We start from the raw sequence: 18,681 nt of genomic DNA, 5'->3' as shown, positions 1-18,681 counted from the left end.
GGTCCGCAGACGAGCACGCGAGTAGGATCGAAAGTCACCCGTCGGGAGACTTCAACTGGAGTGAGAATGCCGGGATTTGAGGAAGCGCTTATCGGAAGAATCCTCGGCGAGGCGGTGAAGCCGATTGTGGGCGGGACTCGGCAGGCGTTGGCACGGCGAGGGTTGCTGCGTTCGGATGTATACACGACGCTCGGCCTTCTTTCCTCCGAGCGTAACCCGGCCCCATCTGCGCTGGGAACTCTCTTCGCGCTCCCTGTCGGCTTCACCCGGAAAGATGTGGAGAGCGCGCTCGCGCAACCGGAGGGTCATGTCCTGGTAAGACTGGTGATCTCCCTCAAAGTGGACAGTTCGGGTGCGCTTCCTGAGGAGTTCGAGAAGAAGATAAAGAGGTCATTCCATTCGCTCATTATGGCGCAGGCGGTGGACCGCTACGATCGAATGGAACGGCGGCAGGTTCAGCCGCGGATTCCCAGGGGCAACCTGAGCGCGGGCAAGCTCGAACACTATGTGGACCAGTTGTACGACTCCCTGGTCGAAGCTTGCGGGATCTGGGCCGCAAAGCTCCAGCGTTCCCTGAAGAATCCGGAACAAGGACTCGACTGGGCGTATGGCTTCATATCGAACTTCCGGCTCGGTGAGATCGAGCGCTACCTGGAGAAGATATCGGCCACATCGCAACCCTCACGGCCCCCGTTCGAGTCGTGGCACGCTTCGTACAAATCGGCGTTTTTGGCCCATCACTCGACGATGCAGGTTCCCGACCTGCTCCTCCGCAAGTCGGTGCCGTACCAGGCGTTGTACATCGATGGAGACTTCATACCCGTCAGCGACTCCGCAAGAGAACTCGTCGACGCCGGCCGCGGAAGTAGCAGTTCAAGTGTTGCGGTGACACTCGGTGGACTGGTGAACAGGATGTCCAGGACGGTCCTGCTCGGCGACCCCGGAGCAGGGAAGTCGACAACCTCGACGGTCATCGCGAACGGGTTCATCTCCGATGACAATTGCATTCCCTTCATTATTCCTTTGAAAAGTCTGGCGGTGCAGGATTTCGGGTTCAGCGTCGAAGAGGCCGTCGACACGATTCTGCGCGTCAGGTATCAGTCGCCGGCGCCGCCCGGGCTGGTGCGGAATCTCCTTGTCGAGGGTCGTGGGTTCCTCGTTTTCGACGGACTGGACGAGTTGACTGACGGGACGAAGCGCAATGCGGTGGTGCAGACAATAGATGCCGTGGCGGCGATCTTTCCGCTCTGCAAGATTCTTGTCACCTCTCGGAGGATCGGGTACCTGACGGGGCGGCTCAGTCCGGAGTTCTTCGACGAGTTTCTCATCGGTGGGTTCCCGGATGCCAAGGTCGAAGCGTATGCGGGTAGATGGTTCAGTCTGGAGCAAAACCTGACCCCGGTGGAGCTCAATGCCACCGTGAGGTCGTTCATGGAGATCAGCAGGCCAATCGCGGATTTGCGGTCGAACCCGCTGATGCTAGCATTCATCTGTGTACTTTATCGTGGCCGCAGAACTATCCCGCAGCGTCGTCCGGAAATTTTTCGGCAGTGCGTCGATCTGTTCCTCCAGCAATGGGACCGGAGTCGGGGGATTTGGGACTTCGATGTTGATCTCGACTTGGTCGAACTTGCTCTGGCGTATATTGCGCACGCAGTGATGAACTGTCCTGGGTTCAGGGCCGGTGTGACTGAGAGAGACGTGTATGAAATTGTCACGCAGCCCTTGTTGAGTGAAGGGGTGCCTGACGCGCGCAGTGCGAGAAATATAGCCAGGGAGCTTTTGAGGCTGTGCCGCGGACGCGCGTGGATCTTTACCGATGTCGCACTGAACGATCGCGGCGAGGACTTGTTTCTCTTTACGCATGCGAGCTTCATGGAGTACTTCGCTGCCCTGCACATCCATCGGACTAATGGTGGAGCGGCCGAGGTGGCTGACCTTCTGATTCCTGAGGTTGCAGACGGAAAGTGGGAGGTGCTCGCACAGATCTGCATCGCGCTGAAGATGCGCAACAAGGTCGGCGGAAGCGCGGAGATGATCGACAGGTTTCTCGCCAAGGTTGAGGATCTGATCAAGGTGAAGCGGAACCTGTACAAGTTCGGCCCCTCCAATCAGGTCGTGCTTCGAGATGAATTGAACCGTGCGGACAACAAGGATGTCGCCCTGCTGGACTTCCTCTTGCGTGCATCAGAGAGCCTGCCGCTCGCCTCACATTCCTTCGAGAAGCTCGTTGAGATCAGTGTGGAGCACTTCGTCTCGCGTCGCAGTGTCTCCTTGAGTGCGCTGTTCAATGTCGACTACCGGTATGTGGACGCGGTCTACGCGAAACTGAGAAACGTGCTCGGTCGTGCTGTTCAGGAATATGGAGAATCTCCTGCTCATTTCAGTGAGTTGCCGGCGGCGAAAGTTTGGTTCGCAGTTCATATCGGCTACATCGCCAGGGAGCCTCTGGCGCACCTGGTGGATCCGCTTGTGCTGAACAAGGCCAGGCGCTCGATCGTGTCGTCGGGAAGTCTCGCGAGACTGGAGACCTCTCAGAACGCGTTCTCCTGGAACATCTATCTGCAGGCGGGGGGTGTAAAGTCCGAGTTTGATGGTGAGGACTTCACCAGGATTTTCGAGTCCTGCACGCCGGCCATGCCAGGATTCGGTCCTCCGAGCACGGCGGTGTGGATAATAGACTGCTTTTCTGCGGATTTCCGAAGAAACCTTCCCTACGGCGATGCGGCCAGGTTGCTTGGTTGTTTCTCGTGGATCCTCAAGGAAGGCGGGTTCGACAACAGGTTTCCTGACGGATCCAGTCTTCAGGGAGTGGAGTTGGACGCTCTCCTGAAGTCGTCCAAGGTCCTCTCGGCGTACCGTGAAGACGTTCAGCTGGGATGGATCGCCGTGGTAATGGGAATGCATGAATTGTGGGAGATGACGACCCGGAAAACCCGAGGAGAGATGGTGGCACTTGCCGGAATGGGTGGTGTTCTGGCGCAAGCGGTCAGGCGATTCCCTTCTTGTGGGAAATATATCTCCGAATGGCTCGATGGTGACGTCGACATATGGTTCCATGAAGGAACCGCGTCAGCGTAGGCCACCTCTATCGCTGAGTTCTTCCTCCGTGATGGGACGGGGCGCGGAGGAACCACCCGGTGTCCTCACCGGCGGCCACCGACCAAGACGTAGCCCAGCAGTGCGGACAGCAGGCCGACCCCGGCCCACATGAACGTCCGCCAGCCGTCCACGAAGGACGCCGACAACATCCCTCCCAGCAGCGCGACGCCCAGCGCCGTGCCGAGCTCCCTGGTGACGTCGTTCAGCGCGGACGCGACGCCTTGCCGGTGCGCGGGCAGGGAGCTCGTGATCGCCTCGGTGGCGGGCGGCATCGACAGGCCCATGCCCACCCCGAGCGCGATCATGCCGGGCAGCACGGACAGGTAGCTCGCGGACACGAGCACCGCCATCAGCGCCAGACCCGCCGCCGCCGCGCCGATGCCGAGCGCGGTGGTCGCGCGGGCGCCGACCCGTTCTGCCAGCCGCGGGGCGAGACCCGAGGTCACCATCATCAGGCCAGCCATCGGCAGCAGCGCCACCGTGGCCAGCAGACCCGACCAGCCCAGGACCGTCTGGAAGAACGGGTACAGCATGATCGCGACGCCCGCCTGGACCCCGAACACGACGAGGATCGTCACGGACCCTCCCGCGAGCCCGCGGGAGCGGAACAGCCGCACGTCCAGCAGGGGCACGCGGTGGCGGAGCTCCCAGGCGACGAACGCCGCGGTGCCGGCCAGCCCGATGACGAGGCTGACAACGTCGCGCTCGTGCAGGAAGTAGATCAGCCCGGCCACACCGGCCGCCGACGTGAGCGCGCCGACGACGTCGAACGGCCGTTGCGCGCCGCGGGAGTCCGGCACCGACCGCCAGACCAGCACCAGTGCGACACCGACGAGGGCGACCGGCAGCACGAACAGGAACCGCCAGGTCGCGAAGTCGACGAGCACCGCGGACAGGAACATGCCCAGCAGGCCACCGCCGCCCGCGACCCCCGTCCACACGCCGATCGCCCTGCCCCGCTCCCTCTCCGGGAACGACGAGGTGATCACGGCCAGCGTCACGGGCATGATCGTCGCGGCGCCGACACCGCTCAGCACCCGTGCGGCGAGCAGCAGCCCGGCCGACCCGGCGAAGGCCGCGGCCACGTTCGCCACGCCGAACACCACGAGACCGGCGAGCAGCGCGGGCTTGCGGCCCCACCGGTCCCCGGCCGCTCCGAGCGGCAGCAGCAGCGCGGACAGCGCGAGCACGTAGGCGTTGATGATCCACAGCACCGTGCCCGGTGGCACGCCGAACTCGGCGGCGAGGTCGGGCTGGGCGACGTTGAGGCCGGTCACCGACGAGATCACGGCCATCAGGGCGACGGAGATCGCGACGAGGACCGCCCGCTGCGCGCGGGTGTCGGAGATCGTGCTCATGCCAGGAGGTCCGCGTTCATGTGGGCACCGGCGAGCGCGCCGGCCGCCGCGGAGGCACCGACCTGGGCGGTGAGGTCGGTCGCGTTGCCCGCGACCCACACGCCCTTGACCGGGGTCGTGCCGGCCATGCCGCTGACGAACCTCCGCCCGTGGGGCGTGTCCTCCACCGGCAGGCCGAGGCCCTCGACGCCCTCGGTGCGGGCGAACATCTTCGTGGCGACCGCGATCACACGGCGTGGCACCACTTCGCCGTCCACGAGCCGGACACCCGTGATGGCGTCCTTTGTGGACTCGACGGCCGCGACCGGGGTCTCGACGACCCGGATGCCGCCGAGCTTCGCGCGGGTCTCGTCGTCCAGCTCGGTGCCGTTGGCGAAGAACACGAGGTCGTCGGTCAGCTGCCGGAACAACACCGCGTGGTGGGGACTGCTCAGCACGCCGATGGGCTCGTCGCGGACCTCCCAGCCGTGGCAGTACGGGCAGTGCACCACGCCGCGACCCCAGTGCTCGGCGAGACCGGGCACGTCGGGCAGCACGTCCCGCAGCCCGGTTGCGACGAGCACCCTCCGCGCGTGCAGCTCCACGCCGTCGGCCAGCGTGACGGTGAACGCGTCCCCGTCCGGCTTCGCGCCGACGACCTGGCCGGAGCGGACCTGCCCGCCGTACCGGCGCACCTCGGCGCGGCCCCGTTCCAGCAGCTCGGCCGGCGGGATGCCGTCCAGGCCGAGCATCCCGTGCACGCCACCGGCCGGGGCGTTGCGAGGCGTGCCGCTGTCGACGACCACGACCGAGCGGCGTGAGCGGGCCAGCATGACCGCGCCGTTCAGACCGGCGGCGCCACCGCCGATCACCACGGCGTCCCAGAGTTCGTCCATGCCGCCGACGGTAGGCACGGATTGCGGCAGAGGCATACGATCGTGCGTATGACGCAAGAAGATGGCGATCTGGACAGCCTCGTGCGCAAGCGGATCCGCGCGTTGCGCGTGGCGCAGGGCTGGTCGCTCGACGAGCTGGCCGGCCGCGCCAAGCTGAGCCCGTCGTCACTCAGCCGCATCGAGAACGGCCAGCGCCGCCTCGCGCTCGACCAGCTCGTCACGCTCGCACGAGCCCTGGACACGTCGCTGGACCAGCTCGTGGAGACCGACACCGACGACGTGATCGTCAGCCCGATGATCGACAGCGGGCACGCCACCCTGCGCTGGCCGATCAGGGCGGAGCCCGGCATGACCGTCATGCGCCAGCGGCTGACGAACCCGCCGCCGGACACCACGGCGTCCCTGCGCGCGCACTCGGGACGGGAGTGGCTCGTCGTGCTGTCCGGCACGGCCGTGCTGCTGCTCGGCAACCGCCGCTTCCGCGTCGAGACCAACCAGGCGGCGGAGTTCCCGACGATGCTGCCGCACGCCCTCGGCACCGCGGGCGGCCCGTGCGAGATCCTCGGCATCTTCGACCGCGAGGCCCGCCGAGGCCACCACGCCGACCGGAAGGGCTGATCTTGCGCGCCCGGCAGCGTCCGAGCCGAGCGCCTTGCCGAATACGCAAGTGATCGTGCACCTGGCGCATGACCGACCTACGTTGGCCCCATGAGTCAACACGGACACGGGCACGGTCACGGTCATGGGCACGGGGTCGCGCCCGACCAGGCCGAGATCCTCGACCTGGACGCCGAGCTGCTGGCCGGCCTCACCTCGGCCGTCCTCGACTGGCTGCCCGTCACGGAGCCCGACCACATCGCCGACCTGGGCGCCGGCACCGGCGCGGGCACGTTCGCGCTGCTCGACCGGTTCCTCGGAGCACGCGTCACGGCCGTCGACTCCTCGCCGAAGCACCTGGGCCGCCTCCGGGACCGGGCGAGGTCACTCGGTCTCACCGGTCGCGTCGAGCTGGTCGAGGCCGACCTCGACACCGGCCTGCCGGACCTGGGCGGCCCCGGTCTCGTCTGGGCGTCGGGCTCGCTGCACCACCTGGCGGACCCGGTCCGGACCCTGCGCGAGGTGCGCGAGGCCCTCGCACCCGGCGGCGTGCTCGCCGTGGTGGAGATGGCGGGAATGCCGAGGTTCTTCCCGGAAAGCACCGTCGACCGGGACGACAGCCTTCCCCACCGCGGCGCCGACTGGGGCCCGCTGCTCACCGAAGCCGGTCTGACCGTGGAGGGCGAACGCACCCTCACCGTCCACATCGAACGGACAGCCCAGGTGGAGCGGTACGCACGCCTCGTGCTGGCCCGCCGACTGGGACCACAAGCTCTGGAAGAAGCCTTGCGCCGCAACGATCTGGCGTTGCGAGCGGAACGAAACGTATGGGTGGCACGGAAATGAACCACGAAGAGTTCCGAGAGACCCGCTGGGCCGAGATCGCCGGACCCCACGGCAAGGGCACGGTCGTGGCCAGGGGCAAGGTGTCAGGCCCGGAACCACGAACCCTGCCGGGCTTCCCCGGCCACTGGCACGTAGACGAGTCCGGCACGCTGCAACACACGAACGACGGCCTCACCACCGAGGTCACCGGCTCCCTGGACCTGGGCGAGGGCCGAACGCTCTTCGCCGGCGGCGCGGACGGCTTCTACGGCCTGGTCATCATGGACGCCCATGCCCTGGAGCGGTCCGGCCTGAGCGGCATCGACACCTTCCCCCACAACCCGGCCTGGGTCTTCGAAGGCGAGATCCGCGCCGCACCGAACCGCCACCTCGACATCGAACACCTGACCACACCACGTCACGTCGAACCGGTCCTCGCACCGGTAGACCTGGTCGTCACGATCAACGGCACCGAGCACGTCCTCGCCGTCATCGAGACCATGCCGGGCCAACGGCTGGTCGTCTTCACCGACGAGACCAACGGCACCGAGACCCCGGACATCGGCCGCTGGCTCAACCTGCCGCTCGTCGAGCCCGGCACCAAGGTCACCGTCGACTTCAACCAGGCGACCCTGTCACACCACCACCTGGCACCCGCGGTCTTCACCTGTCCGCTGTCCCCACCGGGAAACCACCTCCCGATCCGCGTAGAAGCAGGAGAACGAGCACTCATGTACGACCTCAAGGACAAGGTCACCACCTACCTGCGCCACCTGGAGAACCGCGACTGGGAAGCGGCGCAAGCCATGTGCGCCGAGAACGCCACCGTCTGGCACAACGACGGCAAGGGCGACTCGTCCATCCAGGAGAACATCGCGAGCATGAAGGCGCAGATCGACCCGATCGAGTCGATGCGCTACGAGATCGTCCGCCAGTTCGAGCAGCCGGGTGAAGTGTTGCAGCAGCACGTCGTCAACGTCGTCACGAAGGACGGCGGCGTGTTCCAGGTCGATGCCGCCGCCTACTACCGCTTCGAGAACGGGCTGATCACCCGCATGGAGGCGTATGCGGGCGCGCCCTCTTGAGACAGGACCGGTCGCCGGGCGTGGCGTGACCGTCCGCCCGGCCACGCGGTCAACTCGCTCTGTCACCGCAGATGGGTTGAAGAGCGCGCCAGTCCATGCGCTGCGCCATCACCCGGCGGTTCGACCAGCCGGGTGAGGTCCTCCAGCGGCACGTCGTGAACGTCACGATGAAGGACGGCGCCGAGTTCCGGCTCGACGCCGCCGTCTACTTCCGGTTCGAGAACGGCCTGATCACCCGGATCGAGGAGTACGCCTGCGCACCCTCGGCGGCCTGACGCTCAGCCGGTGGCCGCGCGCTGCGTGATCGTCTGCCCGGCCACCGTGCCGTCCTCGCCCGCCTGGCCCTGCACCACGACCTGCTGACCGGCCTTGAGGTCGCCGACCCCGCCCTCGGACGTGATCTCCACCTTCGTGGAGTCCGAAGTGGACACCTTGACCTCCTGGCCGTCCTGCGTCTTCAGGTAGATCGTCGAACCCTCGACGCGGTCGATCGTGCCGATCGTGCCGCGCCCGCCGAAGTTGCCGCCGTTGGGCCGTTGCGGCATGCCGGACGGCGGGGTGCCGTTGAACTGCCGCCCCGACGCGTTCGGCCGGGCCGGTGTGTCCGCGGAGCCGAAGGACTTCTGCACGAACACCCCGCCGACGAACGCGACACCGGCGAGCGCCACGGCGGCCAGCACGACGGTCGTCCTGCCGATGCCCGACTTGCGTTCCTTCAGCTCGGTCGAGAGGTCGTTCTCGAGCGGCTGGTCGAGTGGGTTGGTCACGGGTCGGGACTCCTATTCGTGCCTGAGGGCTTCGATGGGGCGCAGCCGCGCCGCGCGGGAAGCCGGGTAGCTGCCGAAGAACAGGCCGATCAACGCCGACACCGCGAACGCGAGCAGCACCGACGACGGGTCGACCACCGGTTGGATGCCGGCGATGGTGAACTGGCTGCCGATCACCCCCGCGGCCACGCCGAGCGCGCCGCCGAAGAGGCTGAGCAGGGTCGCCTCGATCAGGAACTGGCCGAGGATCGACGACCGGGGCGCGCCGACGGCCTTGCGGATGCCGATCTCGCGGATCCGCTCGGTGACGGTCACCAGCATGATGTTCGTGATGCCGATCCCGCCCACCAGCAGCGAGATCGCCGCCACCGACGCGAGCAGCACCGTGAACGTCTCCGTCGTCGCGGTCCGCGCGGTGAGCAGCTGGTCCTGGCTGACCACGCGGTAGTCGGCCGTACCGGTGATCTTGTGCCGGCCGTTGAGGATCGTCGTCACCTGGGCCTGCGCGTCCGGCAGCGCCTCGGCCGACCGGGCCTGCACGACGATCTGGCTGAGACTTCCGTAGCCGGTCAACGCGTTCTGCGTCGTCGTCAGCGGCGCCACCGCCAGGTCGTCCGCGTCCTGCAACCCGCTCGACCCCTTGGCGGCCAGCACGCCGACGACGGTGAACGGGATGTTGTTGACCAGCACGGACTTGCCGACCGGATCGGTGCCGGGGAAGAGCTGGGTGGCGACGGTCGAGCCGATCACCACGACCTTGCGCGCCTGCTGCACGTCGTCGGCGGAGAACAGACCGCCCTGCGCCAGCGAGCTGTTCGTGGTGTCGAAGTAGTTCGGGTCCGAGCCGATGAACTGGCCGATGTCGTGCGTCGTGTCGCCGTAGGCGGCCGTCGCCTGCGCGGAGACGACCGGTGACGCGTACTTGACGGCGGGGGAGTCCTCGCCGACGAGCGCCGCCGCGTCCGCCGTGGTGAGCGGCTTGGCCGTCAAACCGGGCTGCGCGCGCTGCGGGCTGACCGTCAGGATGTTCGTGCCGAGCCCGGCGATGCTCTGCTGCACCGCGCTCGACGCGCCGTTGCCGACCGCGATCAGCAGGATCACCGACGCGACGCCGATCAGGATGCCGAGCGTGGTGAGCCCGGACCGCAGCTTGTTCGCCGTCAGGCCCCGCACGGCGAACGCGGCGATGTCGAGGAGTCTCACACCATCACCTCCGCGACCGCCCCGTCCACGACCCGCACGGTCCGCGTCGCGTGCGCCGCCACGTCGTCCTCGTGCGTGATCAGCACGACCGTGCGCCCGCTGGCGTGCAGGCGGTCGAGGATGCCCATCACCTCACGGCTGGAGTCCGTGTCGAGGTTGCCGGTCGGCTCGTCGGCCAGCACGATCGCGGGCGAGGTCACCAGCGCCCGCGCGATCGCGACGCGCTGCTGCTGACCGCCCGACAGCTCGTTCGGCCGGTGGTGCGTCCGGTCCTTCAGCCCGACCAGGTCGAGCGCGGCCAGCGCCCGATCGCGGCGCTGCGCCCGCCGCACCCCCGCGTACACCAGCGGCAGCTCGACGTTCGCGAGCGCCGTGGTGCGCGGCACCAGGTTGAACGACTGGAAGACGAACCCGATCTTCCTGTTGCGCAGCAACGAGAGCTGCTCCTCGTCGAACTCGCCCGTGTCGATCCCGTCGAGCAGGTACTGCCCGGACGTCGGCACGTCGAGACACCCGAGGATGTTGAGCAGCGTCGACTTCCCTGACCCCGACGCGCCCATGATCGCCAGGTACTCGCCCTTCTCGACGGTCAGGTCGAGGCCCCGCAGCGCGTGCACGGCGGTGTCGCCGGAACCGTAGGTCTTGCGCAGGTTCCTGCACTCGATGACCGGGCTCATCGACCGGTCCCGGGGAACCCGCCGCCGCTGTTGCGCTGGCCGCCGCCCGTGCCGGGGAACTGGCCGCCGGGCTGCTGCCCGGTCCGGTTGTTCGTGCCGGTCGACGTCGTCACCTGCGGCAGCACGACCTCGTCGCCCGCGCTCAGGCCCGACTTGATCTCCACGTACTGGTCGCCGCGCACACCGATCTCCACGGTCTTGCGGGTCTCCACGCCGTTCTCCAGCACCTGCACGCTGCTGGTGCCGTTGACCGTCTGCACGGCCCCGGCCGGCACCGCCAGCACCCCGGTGGCCCCGGCGACGGTGATCTCCACGCTCGCCGACTGACCGGGCCGCAGCCCCTCCGGCGCGTCGGTCAGCGTGAGCGTCACGCCGTACTGCACGACGTTGTTCGACGTCGTCGGCACGAGGTCGACCTGGGTCACCTTGGCCTGCACCGGCGTGCCGGACATGGCGTTGACCGTGATGGTCGCCGACTGGTCGGCCTTGAGCTTGCTGACGTCCGCCTCGGAGACGTTCGCCTGCACCACGAGGTTCTTCAGGTCGGTGACGACCACGAACCCGGACGTCGTGCCGGAGCTGGTGCTGCTGCCGGAGCTCGTGCTGTTCCCGGAGGAACCGACCTTCTGCCCGACCTCACCGGTGATCGACGTGATCGTGCCGTCGCCGGGCGCGGTGAGCACAGTGGCGGCGAGCGTCTCCTTGGCCTGCTGAAGCGCGAGCTGCGCCTGCCGGTACGCCGTGAGCAACGCGTTGGTGCCGGTGCCCTTCTCCAGCGCCGCGTTCAGGTTGCCCTGCGCGATGTCGACCTGCAGCTGCGCCTGCGTCGGGTCGAGCTTGGCGAGCTGCTGCCCCTTCGTGACGGTGTCGCCCACCTTGACGTTGATCTCGGTGACCGTGCCGCTCGCCCCGAACGACGCGGCGGCGCTGAACGAACTCTGCACGGTCCCGGAGGCGGTCACGACCTCGCTGACGTCCCGGGTGGCCGCGGCGGCCGTGCGGGCGGCGGTGGGCTGGGCGCTGCCGGAGGAGCCGAAGAACACCAGATAGCCGGCCACACCGGCGCCGAGGAGCACCACCACCAGCAGCCCGTTGATCATCAGGGCTCTGCGACGTCGAGTCATGGTCGTGAATCGTCGTCCGCCAAGCTGTGGGGCCGCTGGGCCTTTCCTATGAGCGAGCTGAAGATCGACTCGGGTGATTTTTCACCCGTCGGTGCACCTTTTGCTCTTCGAGCAAGCCCTAGCGTCGGTCCATGGCCACGACCACCCCCTCCACCGCCTACAGCCGGGACCTGGGCGACGAACTGCGCCGGTTGCGCGAGACCTGCACCGGGCTGACCGGTGCCGCGCTGTCGCTCCGCCTCGGCTGGGACCCGAGCAAGCTCTCGACGATCGAGACCGGCAAGTACCGTGCCAGCGAGATCGACCTCGTGCAGTACCTGTCGATGTGCGACAAGGACATCGACTACTTCGAGGACTTCAAGCGCCGGTACCGGTACGCGTTCGACGAGTACATCGTGCAGGTGTCCGACAACCTGCGAACGCTCGCGATGGCCGAGTCGACGGCGAAGTCGATCAGGCGCTACGACTCGCAGTCCATCCCAGGACTTCTGCAGATGCCGGAGTACGCGGCGGGGGTGTACCGGATGGCTGGCTTCGTCGCCGAGGAACGAATCCCGGCGCTTGTGCAGTTCCGGACAGACCGCCAGGCGATCCTGCGGAGGCACGACCGGCCTGACTCCTTGTTCTACATCCATGAGCGCGCGTTGCAGACACAGGTCGGGGACAGCCACGTCATGAGGGAGCAGTACGCCCGCCTGATGCGCGGCGCCTTCATGATCCGCATCATCCCGGCGGATGCACCGGTGCTCGCTCACGACTGCACCCTTTGGGAGTTCCCCAAGGCGATGCCCGTGGCGTTCGTCGACTCCGACCTGGTGAAGGTGTTCGTGCAGGATCCTGGCGCGATCGTGAGGGCCCGGTTGCTGTTCGACCGTTTGGCCGAGTTCGCCTTGGATGCGGAACAATCGCGGAGCAAGCTGGCTGAGTACGCCGGCCTACCGCGAGAGGACCTCGATGACACAGGAACGCGTATGGCGTAAGAGCACGCACAGCGGCGCGACCGAGGACGACAACTGTGTTGAGCTGTCCTGGCGTAAGAGCAGCCACAGCGGCGGTACGGAGGACAGCGACTGCGTCGAGGTGGCCCTGCCCGGCGACGCTCTCGTGCGCGACTCCAAGAACCCCTCCGGCGGCGTCCTGACCTTCAGCCGGACCGCCTGGAAAAATTTCCTCGAAACTCGTTGAACCGCCGCACGCCCCCTCACGTGTAACCGCCGAACGCACGGGGACGAGGGGACGGGTCATGGCAGACGAGAAGACGGTGTTGATCGGCCGCTGTGGCCCGACGGTGCTGCTGCCCAAGCAGGGCAGCAAGATCGTGCCGCTGCGCCGTACGGCGCCGTTGCGGGTGGACGTGGCGGGCGGGGGCCCGGTCGGACTGGCCTACGCGTGCACGCTGAAGTCGTTGCTGGGGGACCAGGTCTCGATCCGTGTGCACGACCGCCGGTGGATGCGCCGGGGTGACCGCGTGGTGTGGCGCGGGGCAGCCGAGGGCAACAACCGGCGCGAGCAGGTCGTCACGTTGCAGAGCAACGTGTGGGCCGCGTTGCCGGAGGCTGTGCAGCAGCGGCTGTTCGTGCCCGGCCGGTTCTCCGAGATGTGGCCGCTCGGTCCCGACTCGCCCGCGTCGAAGGGGCGTCCGCGCAACATCAAGGTCCGCTGGATCGAGGACTGCCTGCTCGACATGGCGCAGGACGTCTACGGCATCGAGCTCGTCCCCGCCGCCTACGAGAAGCCCGCTCGGTGGGACGGTCTGCACGTTCTCGCCATCGCCGACGGCGCGCGGTCCGCCACGCGCGACTCGTTGCGGGAGCACTTCGGCACGCCCAGCAGGGAGTTGTTCTCGGTGGACGGGTCGCCGCTCGACGAGCGGGTGCTCGGCATCCGTGTCACGGCCAAGGTGCCCGACGAGCACACGGTGCCGTTGACGGTGGCGCAGAACAGGTTCCTCTTCAACTCTCTCGGTGGTGGCTTCATCAACATGCGGCTCACGACCGAGGAGGCGTCGGAGATCGTGGCGCTCGGTGAGAGCGGGCCGGTGTCGTGCATCGGCAAGTTCGGGTGCTCGATGCGTCCCGACAACGGGCGGTTCGTCTGCGACCGGCACCGCGCGGTGTTCAAGCCGTCGGTGGACCGGTTGTCGTTCCTGTGGCCGCGGATTCTCGACGGGCTGCGGTTCTTCGGTGTCGGGGTGGCCGACGTGGTGGCGATCAACTCGTTCACGCTCGGCATGCAGCAGATGTCGAAGTTCACCGCGCAGCTCGCGCCGTCGACGTTCGGCTTCCTGCTCGGGGACGCCGCCAACTCGCTGCACTTCTGGCCCGGCCGCGGTCTCAACACCGGGTTGAAGAGCGCGCTCTCGCTGGCCGTGAACCTCCAGAAGCGCTGGCGCGGCAAGCCGTTCCGGGCCGCGGACTTCGCGCAGCACGAGGGGATCATGCAGCAGCTGCAGTACCGCGAGAAGTCGCGGGCCTGGACGACCATGCTGATGCCGGACTCCGAGGGCGTGCCGCGCGGCATCGAGGACCGCATCCGCACCGGCTTGCAGGGGCCGTACGACCGCAACGCGCTCGTGCAGACGCTGTACCAGCGCGTCCTGGAGATCAAGAAGAGGCTGGGCGACCGGATGGGGTCGCTCGCCACCGACGAGTGGTACTACGGGCGGATCAGCGCGCTCGACACCCGCACGCTGAAGGTCATGGTGGAGTCCGGCGCGTGGATCACGCGGGAGATCGGCGGCGAGGAGGTCGAGATCCCGTCGGCCGTCTCCGCCGACGTGCAGGCGCCGGCCCGTCGCCTCTCGCTCGTCAGCTAGTTTTGTGACGGAAGGCGCTGTGTGACTGGGTGGTCGCGGCACGTGAACAGCGTGAACGCGGGTCGGATAACGCGACGGTGGCAACCGCGTCACGTCCCGGCAACAAGGGTGTAGTCCCTGTTGAGACGGTTGGTGGCGGGTCCGGCGGTCGTTTGTGTCAAAGCGATGGCCGTCGGCGACCGTCCTGGCGGGAACTGACCTGCGACTCCACCTCCATTCCGACGTAACCAGTCCAAGTGACGGGTCCTCACTTCTGGGAGCGTTCCCGGAAACCGGCAGTCACGGTGACGCGGAATCGACAGGTTGGCCTGCTTGACACCGCCTAATGGGTGATATGAGACTCCGGGCGTCTGGGAGCGCTCCCAGAATCGCCGCCGCAGCCAGAGGAGTTTCACCGTGCGTCTCCGTCGTTGGAGCAACGTGGTGGTTCTCGCTGCCGTGTCCGCAGCCGTCGCCTCCTGCGGCACGGCCGGGACCGGGAGCGAGACCGCCGACGGCAAGACCGAGCTGACCATCGCCACGTTCAACGAGTTCGGGTACGAGGAGCTCTTCAAGGAGTACGAGGCGGCGAACCCGGACGTCAAGATCTCCCAGCGCAAGACCGCCCAGGGCGGCCCGCACCACGAGAACCTCTTCGCGAAACTGGAGCAGGGCTCCGGCCTGGCCGACATCGAGGCGGTCGAGGAGGGCTACCTGAGCCGGCTGATGGCGAAGGCCGACAAGTTCAGCGACCTCGGCGACATCGGCCCCGACGACGTCACGCCCGACCGCTGGCTGAAGTGGAAGGCCGACGCGGCCACCACCAAGGACGGCAAGCTGATCGGCTACGGCACGGACATCGGCCCGCTCGCCATGTGCTACCGCCAGGACCTCTTCGAACGGGCCGGTCTGCCGTCCAGCCCGGACGCCGTCCGGCCGCTCTTCGCCTCGTGGGAGAGCTACTTCGCGGCGGGCGACCAGTTCGTGAAGAAGGTTCCGGGCGTCGCGTGGTTCGACAGCGCCTCCCAGATCTTCAACGCCATGCACAACCAGCACGACGTCGGCTACTTCAACACCTCCGACGAGCTCGTGGTCGAGTCCAACCCGGCCATCCGCGGCGACTGGGACCGCGTCGTCGCGGCCGTGGAGAAGGGGCAGTCGGCGAAGCTGGCCGCCTTCAGCGACGAGTGGAACAACGCGTTCAAGGCCGGCACCTTCGCCACCAGGACGTGCCCGTCGTGGATGCTCGGTGTCATCGAGACCCAGGCGGGGCCGGAGAACGCGGGCAAGTGGGCCGTCGCGGACTCGTTCCCGGACGGCGGCGGCAACTGGGGCGGCTCGTACCTGACCGTGCCGAAGCAGGGCAAGAACGCGACCGAGGCCGCGAAGCTCGCCGCCTGGCTGACCGCCCCCGAGCAGCAGATCAAGGCGTTCCAGGCCAAGGGCACGTTCCCCAGCCAGTTCGACGCGATCGAGGACAGGACGCTGCTGGAGAGCGTCAACGCCTACTTCGGCAACGTGAAGGCGGGCGCGCTGTACGCGGCGCAGGTGCAGAAGGTGAAGGCCGCGCAGTACAAGGGTCCCGCCGACGGGCAGATCCAGGACGACGTGTTCGGCCCGGCGCTCCAGTCCGTCGAGCAGGGCAAGAAGCCGGAAGAAGCCTGGCAGACCGCGGTCGACGAGGCCAAGAAGGTCGCCAACTAAGCACGCTTCCAGCACTGCTGTCCGTAACGCCCCACCTCGCTCGCGACTCTCTTTCGTGTTTCCCGTGTAGTACGCGGGGGCCCTACGTCCCATGTAGGGAAACGTAGGGCCCCCGCGTTCCCAAGCCACGTGACGCAGTGCAGGCGGGGACCGCTGGCTGGGTGACACGCGGGCGGGTGTGTGGCGGGAGGAGGGGGCAGAACCTCTGGCGGAGTGCTTAGGAGCTGGGGACGGTGCGCGGGCACCGTCCGGTTACTCGTCCTCGACCTCGCGACGGGCCAGCCGGACCTCCTCGACGTCGAGCTTGCGCTGGATGGTGCGCAGCACGATGTCGTCGATCGCGTCCTCGTCGCGCAGCCGCACGACCGTCGCCCGCTTGTGCGCGATCAGCTCCAGCCGTAGCGCGGTGTACTCGAGCTCCGACCGCGCCACCTCCTCGTCGCCCGCCTGCTTGCCCCGCACGACGTCCAGGTGGTGCTCGTACTCGGCGCGCACGCGCTTGTAGACGACGTCCGAGGCACCGACCTTGTCCGCCAGTTCGGGCAGCGCCTCGAAAGCCTCTTCGGACGCCGTCGACTGGGCCAGCTGGATCTCCTTCTCCAGCGCGGTGTCCTCCGGCAGCTGTGCGACGCGGATGATCGTGGGCAGCAGGACCGCCTGGACGATCAGCGTCAGCACGACGACGCCGGACGTGATGAGGATGATCTCCTCGCGGAACGGGAACGGCCCGCCGTCCACCACCGTCTCGGGCACGGCCAGCGCGGCCGCCAGTGAGACGGCGCCGCGGAAGCTGACGGCCGACGACGCCAGGCGCTGCCGTGCGCCGACGCGGCGGAGCCGTTGCTGCGGGCGGCGGTCCACCGCCCTGATGACGTACGGGGTCGTGTAGCCCCACAGCAGGCGGGTGCCCGCCACCGTCAGCGCCACGAGGCCGATGCCGCCGAACGCGGTGAGGACCTCCGAGCTGTCGAGCGAACGGACGGCGGCGTTGGCCTGGAGTCCGATGAGGACGAACAACGAGGCGTTCAGCAGGAACGTCGCGACGCCCCAGAACGCGTAGCTCACCTGGCGGGTGTCGGCGCGCACCAGCCGCGGGCCGACGCGGGCCAGCGTCAGGCCGCACGTCACCACGGCGATCACGCCGGAGCCGTGGACCGCCTCGGCGAGCAGGAACGCGGCGAACGGGGTGAGGATGCTGGTGACCGTCTCCTGCAACGGGTTGTCGAGGCGTTTGCGCACCTGCACGGCCAGCCAGGCCACGAGCAGGCCCGCGAGCGCGCCGCCCGCGTAGGACAGCAGCAGCCGCAGGCTGATCACGCCGGCGCTGAACTCCTGCTCGCCCACGGTGATCGAGACGGCGATGGCGTAGATGACGAGCGCCGTGCCGTCGTTGATCAGCGACTCGGCGCGCAGGATCGTGGTGGTGCGGCGCGGCATGCCCCGCGCGATGGCCGCGACGGCGGTCGCGTCGGTGGGGGCGAGCGCCGCGCCCAGCACCCACGCGGGACCCCAGCCGAGGCCCATCGCGTGGGCGACCGCCGCCACCGCCGCCGCGGTCGCGAGCACCAGCAGCGTGCTGAGCAGCACGATGGGGCGCAGGTTGGTGCGGATCTCGCGCAACGAGGTGTTGAGGCTCTCCCAGTACAGCAGCGCCGGGAGGAAGATCAGCAGCATCGCCTCCGGCGGCAGGCTGACCTCGTGGAAGACCGGGACGAAACCGAGGGCCGCGCCGCACGCGACGAGCAGGACCGGAGCGGCGACGCGCAGCCGCCCGGCCGCGACGCTGCTCGCGAGGATGCACACGCCCAGCACGACCACGAGTTCAAGACCGAGCATGTGCTAGAAGATAGGCGGATCAGGCGGTGAGCGCGTCGTCCAGCTCCGCCATCAGCCTGGACTTGGGACGCGCTCCCACGATCTGCCGGATCGGCACGCCGTCGCGGAAGAGGATCATCGTCGGCAGCGACATCACCTGGTGGTCGCGTGCCGTCGCGGTGTTCTCGTCGGCGTTGATCCGCAGCACGGTCAGGTCGTCGCGCTCGCGGTCGATCTCGTCGAGCACGGGCGAGAGCATGTGGCACGGTCCGCACCACTGCGCCCAGAACTCGACGAGCACGGTGCCGGTTCTCGTGCATTCGGTGAAGGTGCCGTCGGTCAGCTGCACTGGGTCTCCTCTGGTACTAGGCACGGGTCCTGGAAGGCGAGTCTGGCCAGCAGGAACTCCCGGACGGTGTTCAGCCGTTCCAGGCAGGCGTCCACGTCGGCGAGCTTGCGCCGGTAGACCTCCCGCGAGTCGGGGCACGAGTCGCCCGACTCGTGCCCCGCGCGCAGGCACGCCACGAACGGCCGGGTGTCCTCCAACGACAGCCCGACGGCCTGCAACGACTGGATCTCCCGCACCAGCCGCAGGTCGTGCTCGCCGTACTCGCGGTAGCCGTTGGCCGTGCGCCGCGCCTCCAGCAGCCCTTCGGACTCGTAGAAGCGCAGCGCACGCGTGGTGGTCCCGGCTCGCCTGGCCAGTTCGCCGATCCTCATGACGGGAACGCTAAACCTTGACGCGCACGTCAAGG

General features: G+C 67.9%; 18 protein-coding genes. 9 read left to right on the top strand and 9 right to left on the bottom strand.

The window, feature by feature from the left end; genetic code table 11:
- Positions 1-66: 66 nt before the first annotated feature.
- Positions 67-3,081, top strand: a complete 3,015-nt coding sequence (locus BLT23_RS08275; RefSeq protein WP_090047230.1) for an NACHT domain-containing protein — start codon at positions 67-69, stop codon at positions 3,079-3,081.
- A 65-nt stretch (positions 3,082-3,146) separates the two neighbouring features.
- On the opposite strand, the gene BLT23_RS08270 is transcribed toward BLT23_RS08275, so the two are convergent.
- Together BLT23_RS08270 and BLT23_RS08265 are read right to left on the bottom strand one after the other, a co-directional pair.
- Positions 3,147-4,460, bottom strand: a complete 1,314-nt coding sequence (locus BLT23_RS08270; RefSeq protein WP_090047228.1) for an MFS transporter — start codon at positions 4,458-4,460, stop codon at positions 3,147-3,149.
- Positions 4,457-5,335 (bottom strand): NAD(P)/FAD-dependent oxidoreductase, encoded by an 879-nt coding sequence (locus BLT23_RS08265; RefSeq protein ID WP_218133671.1) that lies wholly within the window; start codon positions 5,333-5,335, stop codon positions 4,457-4,459. Before BLT23_RS08265 ends, BLT23_RS08270 begins: the two co-directional genes overlap by 4 nt.
- 48 nt (positions 5,336-5,383) lie before the next feature.
- Between BLT23_RS08265 and BLT23_RS08260 the strand changes: the two genes are divergently transcribed.
- From BLT23_RS08260 to BLT23_RS08245, 4 genes are all read left to right on the top strand, one after another.
- Entirely contained in the window at positions 5,384-5,953 is a 570-nt protein-coding gene (locus BLT23_RS08260) for a helix-turn-helix transcriptional regulator (RefSeq protein WP_176946652.1), read from the top strand.
- A gap of 90 nt (positions 5,954-6,043) precedes the next feature.
- Positions 6,044-6,778, top strand: coding sequence for a class I SAM-dependent methyltransferase (locus BLT23_RS08255; protein ID WP_090047225.1), 735 nt, complete (start codon positions 6,044-6,046; stop codon positions 6,776-6,778).
- On the top strand, positions 6,775-7,842 hold the full coding sequence (locus tag BLT23_RS08250) for a DUF1684 domain-containing protein (protein WP_176946651.1): 1,068 nt from the start codon (positions 6,775-6,777) through the stop codon (positions 7,840-7,842). Before BLT23_RS08255 ends, BLT23_RS08250 begins: the two co-directional genes overlap by 4 nt.
- 95 nt (positions 7,843-7,937) lie before the next feature.
- A complete protein-coding gene (locus BLT23_RS08245) occupies positions 7,938-8,117 on the top strand; it encodes a nuclear transport factor 2-like protein (RefSeq protein WP_090047222.1) in 180 nt (59 codons plus the stop codon).
- A 3-nt stretch (positions 8,118-8,120) separates the two neighbouring features.
- Here the strand turns inward: BLT23_RS08245 and BLT23_RS08240 are convergent, their stop codons facing one another.
- From BLT23_RS08240 to BLT23_RS08225, 4 genes are read right to left on the bottom strand one after another with little or no spacing between them, the layout of a single operon-like run.
- Positions 8,121-8,609: a hypothetical protein gene (locus BLT23_RS08240; RefSeq protein ID WP_090047220.1), complete on the bottom strand. Its 489-nt coding sequence runs from the start codon at positions 8,607-8,609 to the stop codon at positions 8,121-8,123.
- A 12-nt stretch (positions 8,610-8,621) separates the two neighbouring features.
- Positions 8,622-9,812, bottom strand: a complete 1,191-nt coding sequence (locus BLT23_RS08235; protein ID WP_090047219.1) for an ABC transporter permease — start codon at positions 9,810-9,812, stop codon at positions 8,622-8,624.
- Complete coding sequence (locus BLT23_RS08230) at positions 9,809-10,489, bottom strand: ABC transporter ATP-binding protein (protein WP_090047217.1); 681 nt, start codon at positions 10,487-10,489, stop codon at positions 9,809-9,811. The genes BLT23_RS08235 and BLT23_RS08230 overlap by 4 nt, the downstream gene beginning before the upstream one ends.
- On the bottom strand, positions 10,486-11,613 hold the full coding sequence (locus tag BLT23_RS08225) for an efflux RND transporter periplasmic adaptor subunit (protein ID WP_090047215.1): 1,128 nt from the start codon (positions 11,611-11,613) through the stop codon (positions 10,486-10,488). The genes BLT23_RS08230 and BLT23_RS08225 overlap by 4 nt, the downstream gene beginning before the upstream one ends.
- Before the next feature lie 131 nt (positions 11,614-11,744).
- On the opposite strand from BLT23_RS08225, the gene BLT23_RS08220 reads away from it, so the two are divergent.
- From BLT23_RS08220 to BLT23_RS08205, 4 genes are all read left to right on the top strand, one after another.
- Positions 11,745-12,593, top strand: coding sequence for a helix-turn-helix domain-containing protein (locus BLT23_RS08220; protein ID WP_090047214.1), 849 nt, complete (start codon positions 11,745-11,747; stop codon positions 12,591-12,593).
- A complete protein-coding gene (locus BLT23_RS08215; RefSeq protein WP_090047212.1) occupies positions 12,568-12,798 on the top strand; it encodes a DUF397 domain-containing protein in 231 nt (76 codons plus the stop codon). The genes BLT23_RS08220 and BLT23_RS08215 overlap by 26 nt, the downstream gene beginning before the upstream one ends.
- 58 nt (positions 12,799-12,856) lie before the next feature.
- Positions 12,857-14,428 (top strand): hypothetical protein, encoded by a 1,572-nt coding sequence (locus BLT23_RS08210; RefSeq protein WP_090047210.1) that lies wholly within the window; start codon positions 12,857-12,859, stop codon positions 14,426-14,428.
- Between the two features lie 396 nt (positions 14,429-14,824).
- Complete coding sequence (locus tag BLT23_RS08205) at positions 14,825-16,111, top strand: ABC transporter substrate-binding protein (protein ID WP_090047208.1); 1,287 nt, start codon at positions 14,825-14,827, stop codon at positions 16,109-16,111.
- A 252-nt stretch (positions 16,112-16,363) separates the two neighbouring features.
- Here the strand turns inward: BLT23_RS08205 and BLT23_RS08200 are convergent, their stop codons facing one another.
- From BLT23_RS08200 to BLT23_RS08190, 3 genes are read right to left on the bottom strand one after another with little or no spacing between them, the layout of a single operon-like run.
- Positions 16,364-17,947 carry a Na+/H+ antiporter gene (locus BLT23_RS08200; RefSeq protein WP_090047207.1) on the bottom strand — a complete coding sequence of 528 codons (1,584 nt, stop codon included), beginning with the start codon at positions 17,945-17,947 and terminating at the stop codon, positions 16,364-16,366.
- A 19-nt stretch (positions 17,948-17,966) separates the two neighbouring features.
- Complete coding sequence (trxA, locus tag BLT23_RS08195; RefSeq protein ID WP_245743826.1) at positions 17,967-18,275, bottom strand: thioredoxin; 309 nt, start codon at positions 18,273-18,275, stop codon at positions 17,967-17,969.
- Entirely contained in the window at positions 18,266-18,646 is a 381-nt protein-coding gene (locus BLT23_RS08190) for a MerR family transcriptional regulator (protein ID WP_090047204.1), read from the bottom strand. Before BLT23_RS08190 ends, trxA begins: the two co-directional genes overlap by 10 nt.
- Positions 18,647-18,681: the final 35 nt, after the last annotated feature.

Origin of the sequence: Lentzea fradiae, assembly GCF_900100955.1 — a bacterium.
GTDB lineage: Bacteria > Actinomycetota > Actinomycetes > Mycobacteriales > Pseudonocardiaceae > Lentzea > Lentzea fradiae.
The sequence above is the reverse complement of the archived record's forward strand: the minus strand, read 5'-3'. Positions and strand labels throughout refer to the sequence as shown.

What these genes read in the sequence shown, in the direction of transcription:
- BLT23_RS08215 (WP_090047212.1), top strand. Translation starts at nt 12,568, where the DNA reads ATGACACAGGAACGCGTATGGCGTAAGAGCACGCACAGCGGCGCGACC.
- BLT23_RS08245 (WP_090047222.1), top strand. Translation starts at nt 7,938, where the DNA reads ATGCGCTGCGCCATCACCCGGCGGTTCGACCAGCCGGGTGAGGTCCTC.
- BLT23_RS08270 (WP_090047228.1), bottom strand. Translation starts at nt 4,460, where the DNA reads ATGAGCACGATCTCCGACACCCGCGCGCAGCGGGCGGTCCTCGTCGCG.
- BLT23_RS08255 (WP_090047225.1), top strand. Translation starts at nt 6,044, where the DNA reads ATGAGTCAACACGGACACGGGCACGGTCACGGTCATGGGCACGGGGTC.
- BLT23_RS08250 (WP_176946651.1), top strand. Translation starts at nt 6,775, where the DNA reads ATGAACCACGAAGAGTTCCGAGAGACCCGCTGGGCCGAGATCGCCGGA.
- BLT23_RS08200 (WP_090047207.1), bottom strand. Translation starts at nt 17,947, where the DNA reads ATGCTCGGTCTTGAACTCGTGGTCGTGCTGGGCGTGTGCATCCTCGCG.
- BLT23_RS08220 (WP_090047214.1), top strand. Translation starts at nt 11,745, where the DNA reads ATGGCCACGACCACCCCCTCCACCGCCTACAGCCGGGACCTGGGCGAC.
- BLT23_RS08210 (WP_090047210.1), top strand. Translation starts at nt 12,857, where the DNA reads ATGGCAGACGAGAAGACGGTGTTGATCGGCCGCTGTGGCCCGACGGTG.
- BLT23_RS08230 (WP_090047217.1), bottom strand. Translation starts at nt 10,489, where the DNA reads ATGAGCCCGGTCATCGAGTGCAGGAACCTGCGCAAGACCTACGGTTCC.
- BLT23_RS08190 (WP_090047204.1), bottom strand. Translation starts at nt 18,646, where the DNA reads ATGAGGATCGGCGAACTGGCCAGGCGAGCCGGGACCACCACGCGTGCG.
- BLT23_RS08265 (WP_218133671.1), bottom strand. Translation starts at nt 5,335, where the DNA reads ATGGACGAACTCTGGGACGCCGTGGTGATCGGCGGTGGCGCCGCCGGT.
- BLT23_RS08225 (WP_090047215.1), bottom strand. Translation starts at nt 11,613, where the DNA reads ATGACTCGACGTCGCAGAGCCCTGATGATCAACGGGCTGCTGGTGGTG.
- BLT23_RS08275 (WP_090047230.1), top strand. Translation starts at nt 67, where the DNA reads ATGCCGGGATTTGAGGAAGCGCTTATCGGAAGAATCCTCGGCGAGGCG.
- BLT23_RS08260 (WP_176946652.1), top strand. Translation starts at nt 5,384, where the DNA reads ATGACGCAAGAAGATGGCGATCTGGACAGCCTCGTGCGCAAGCGGATC.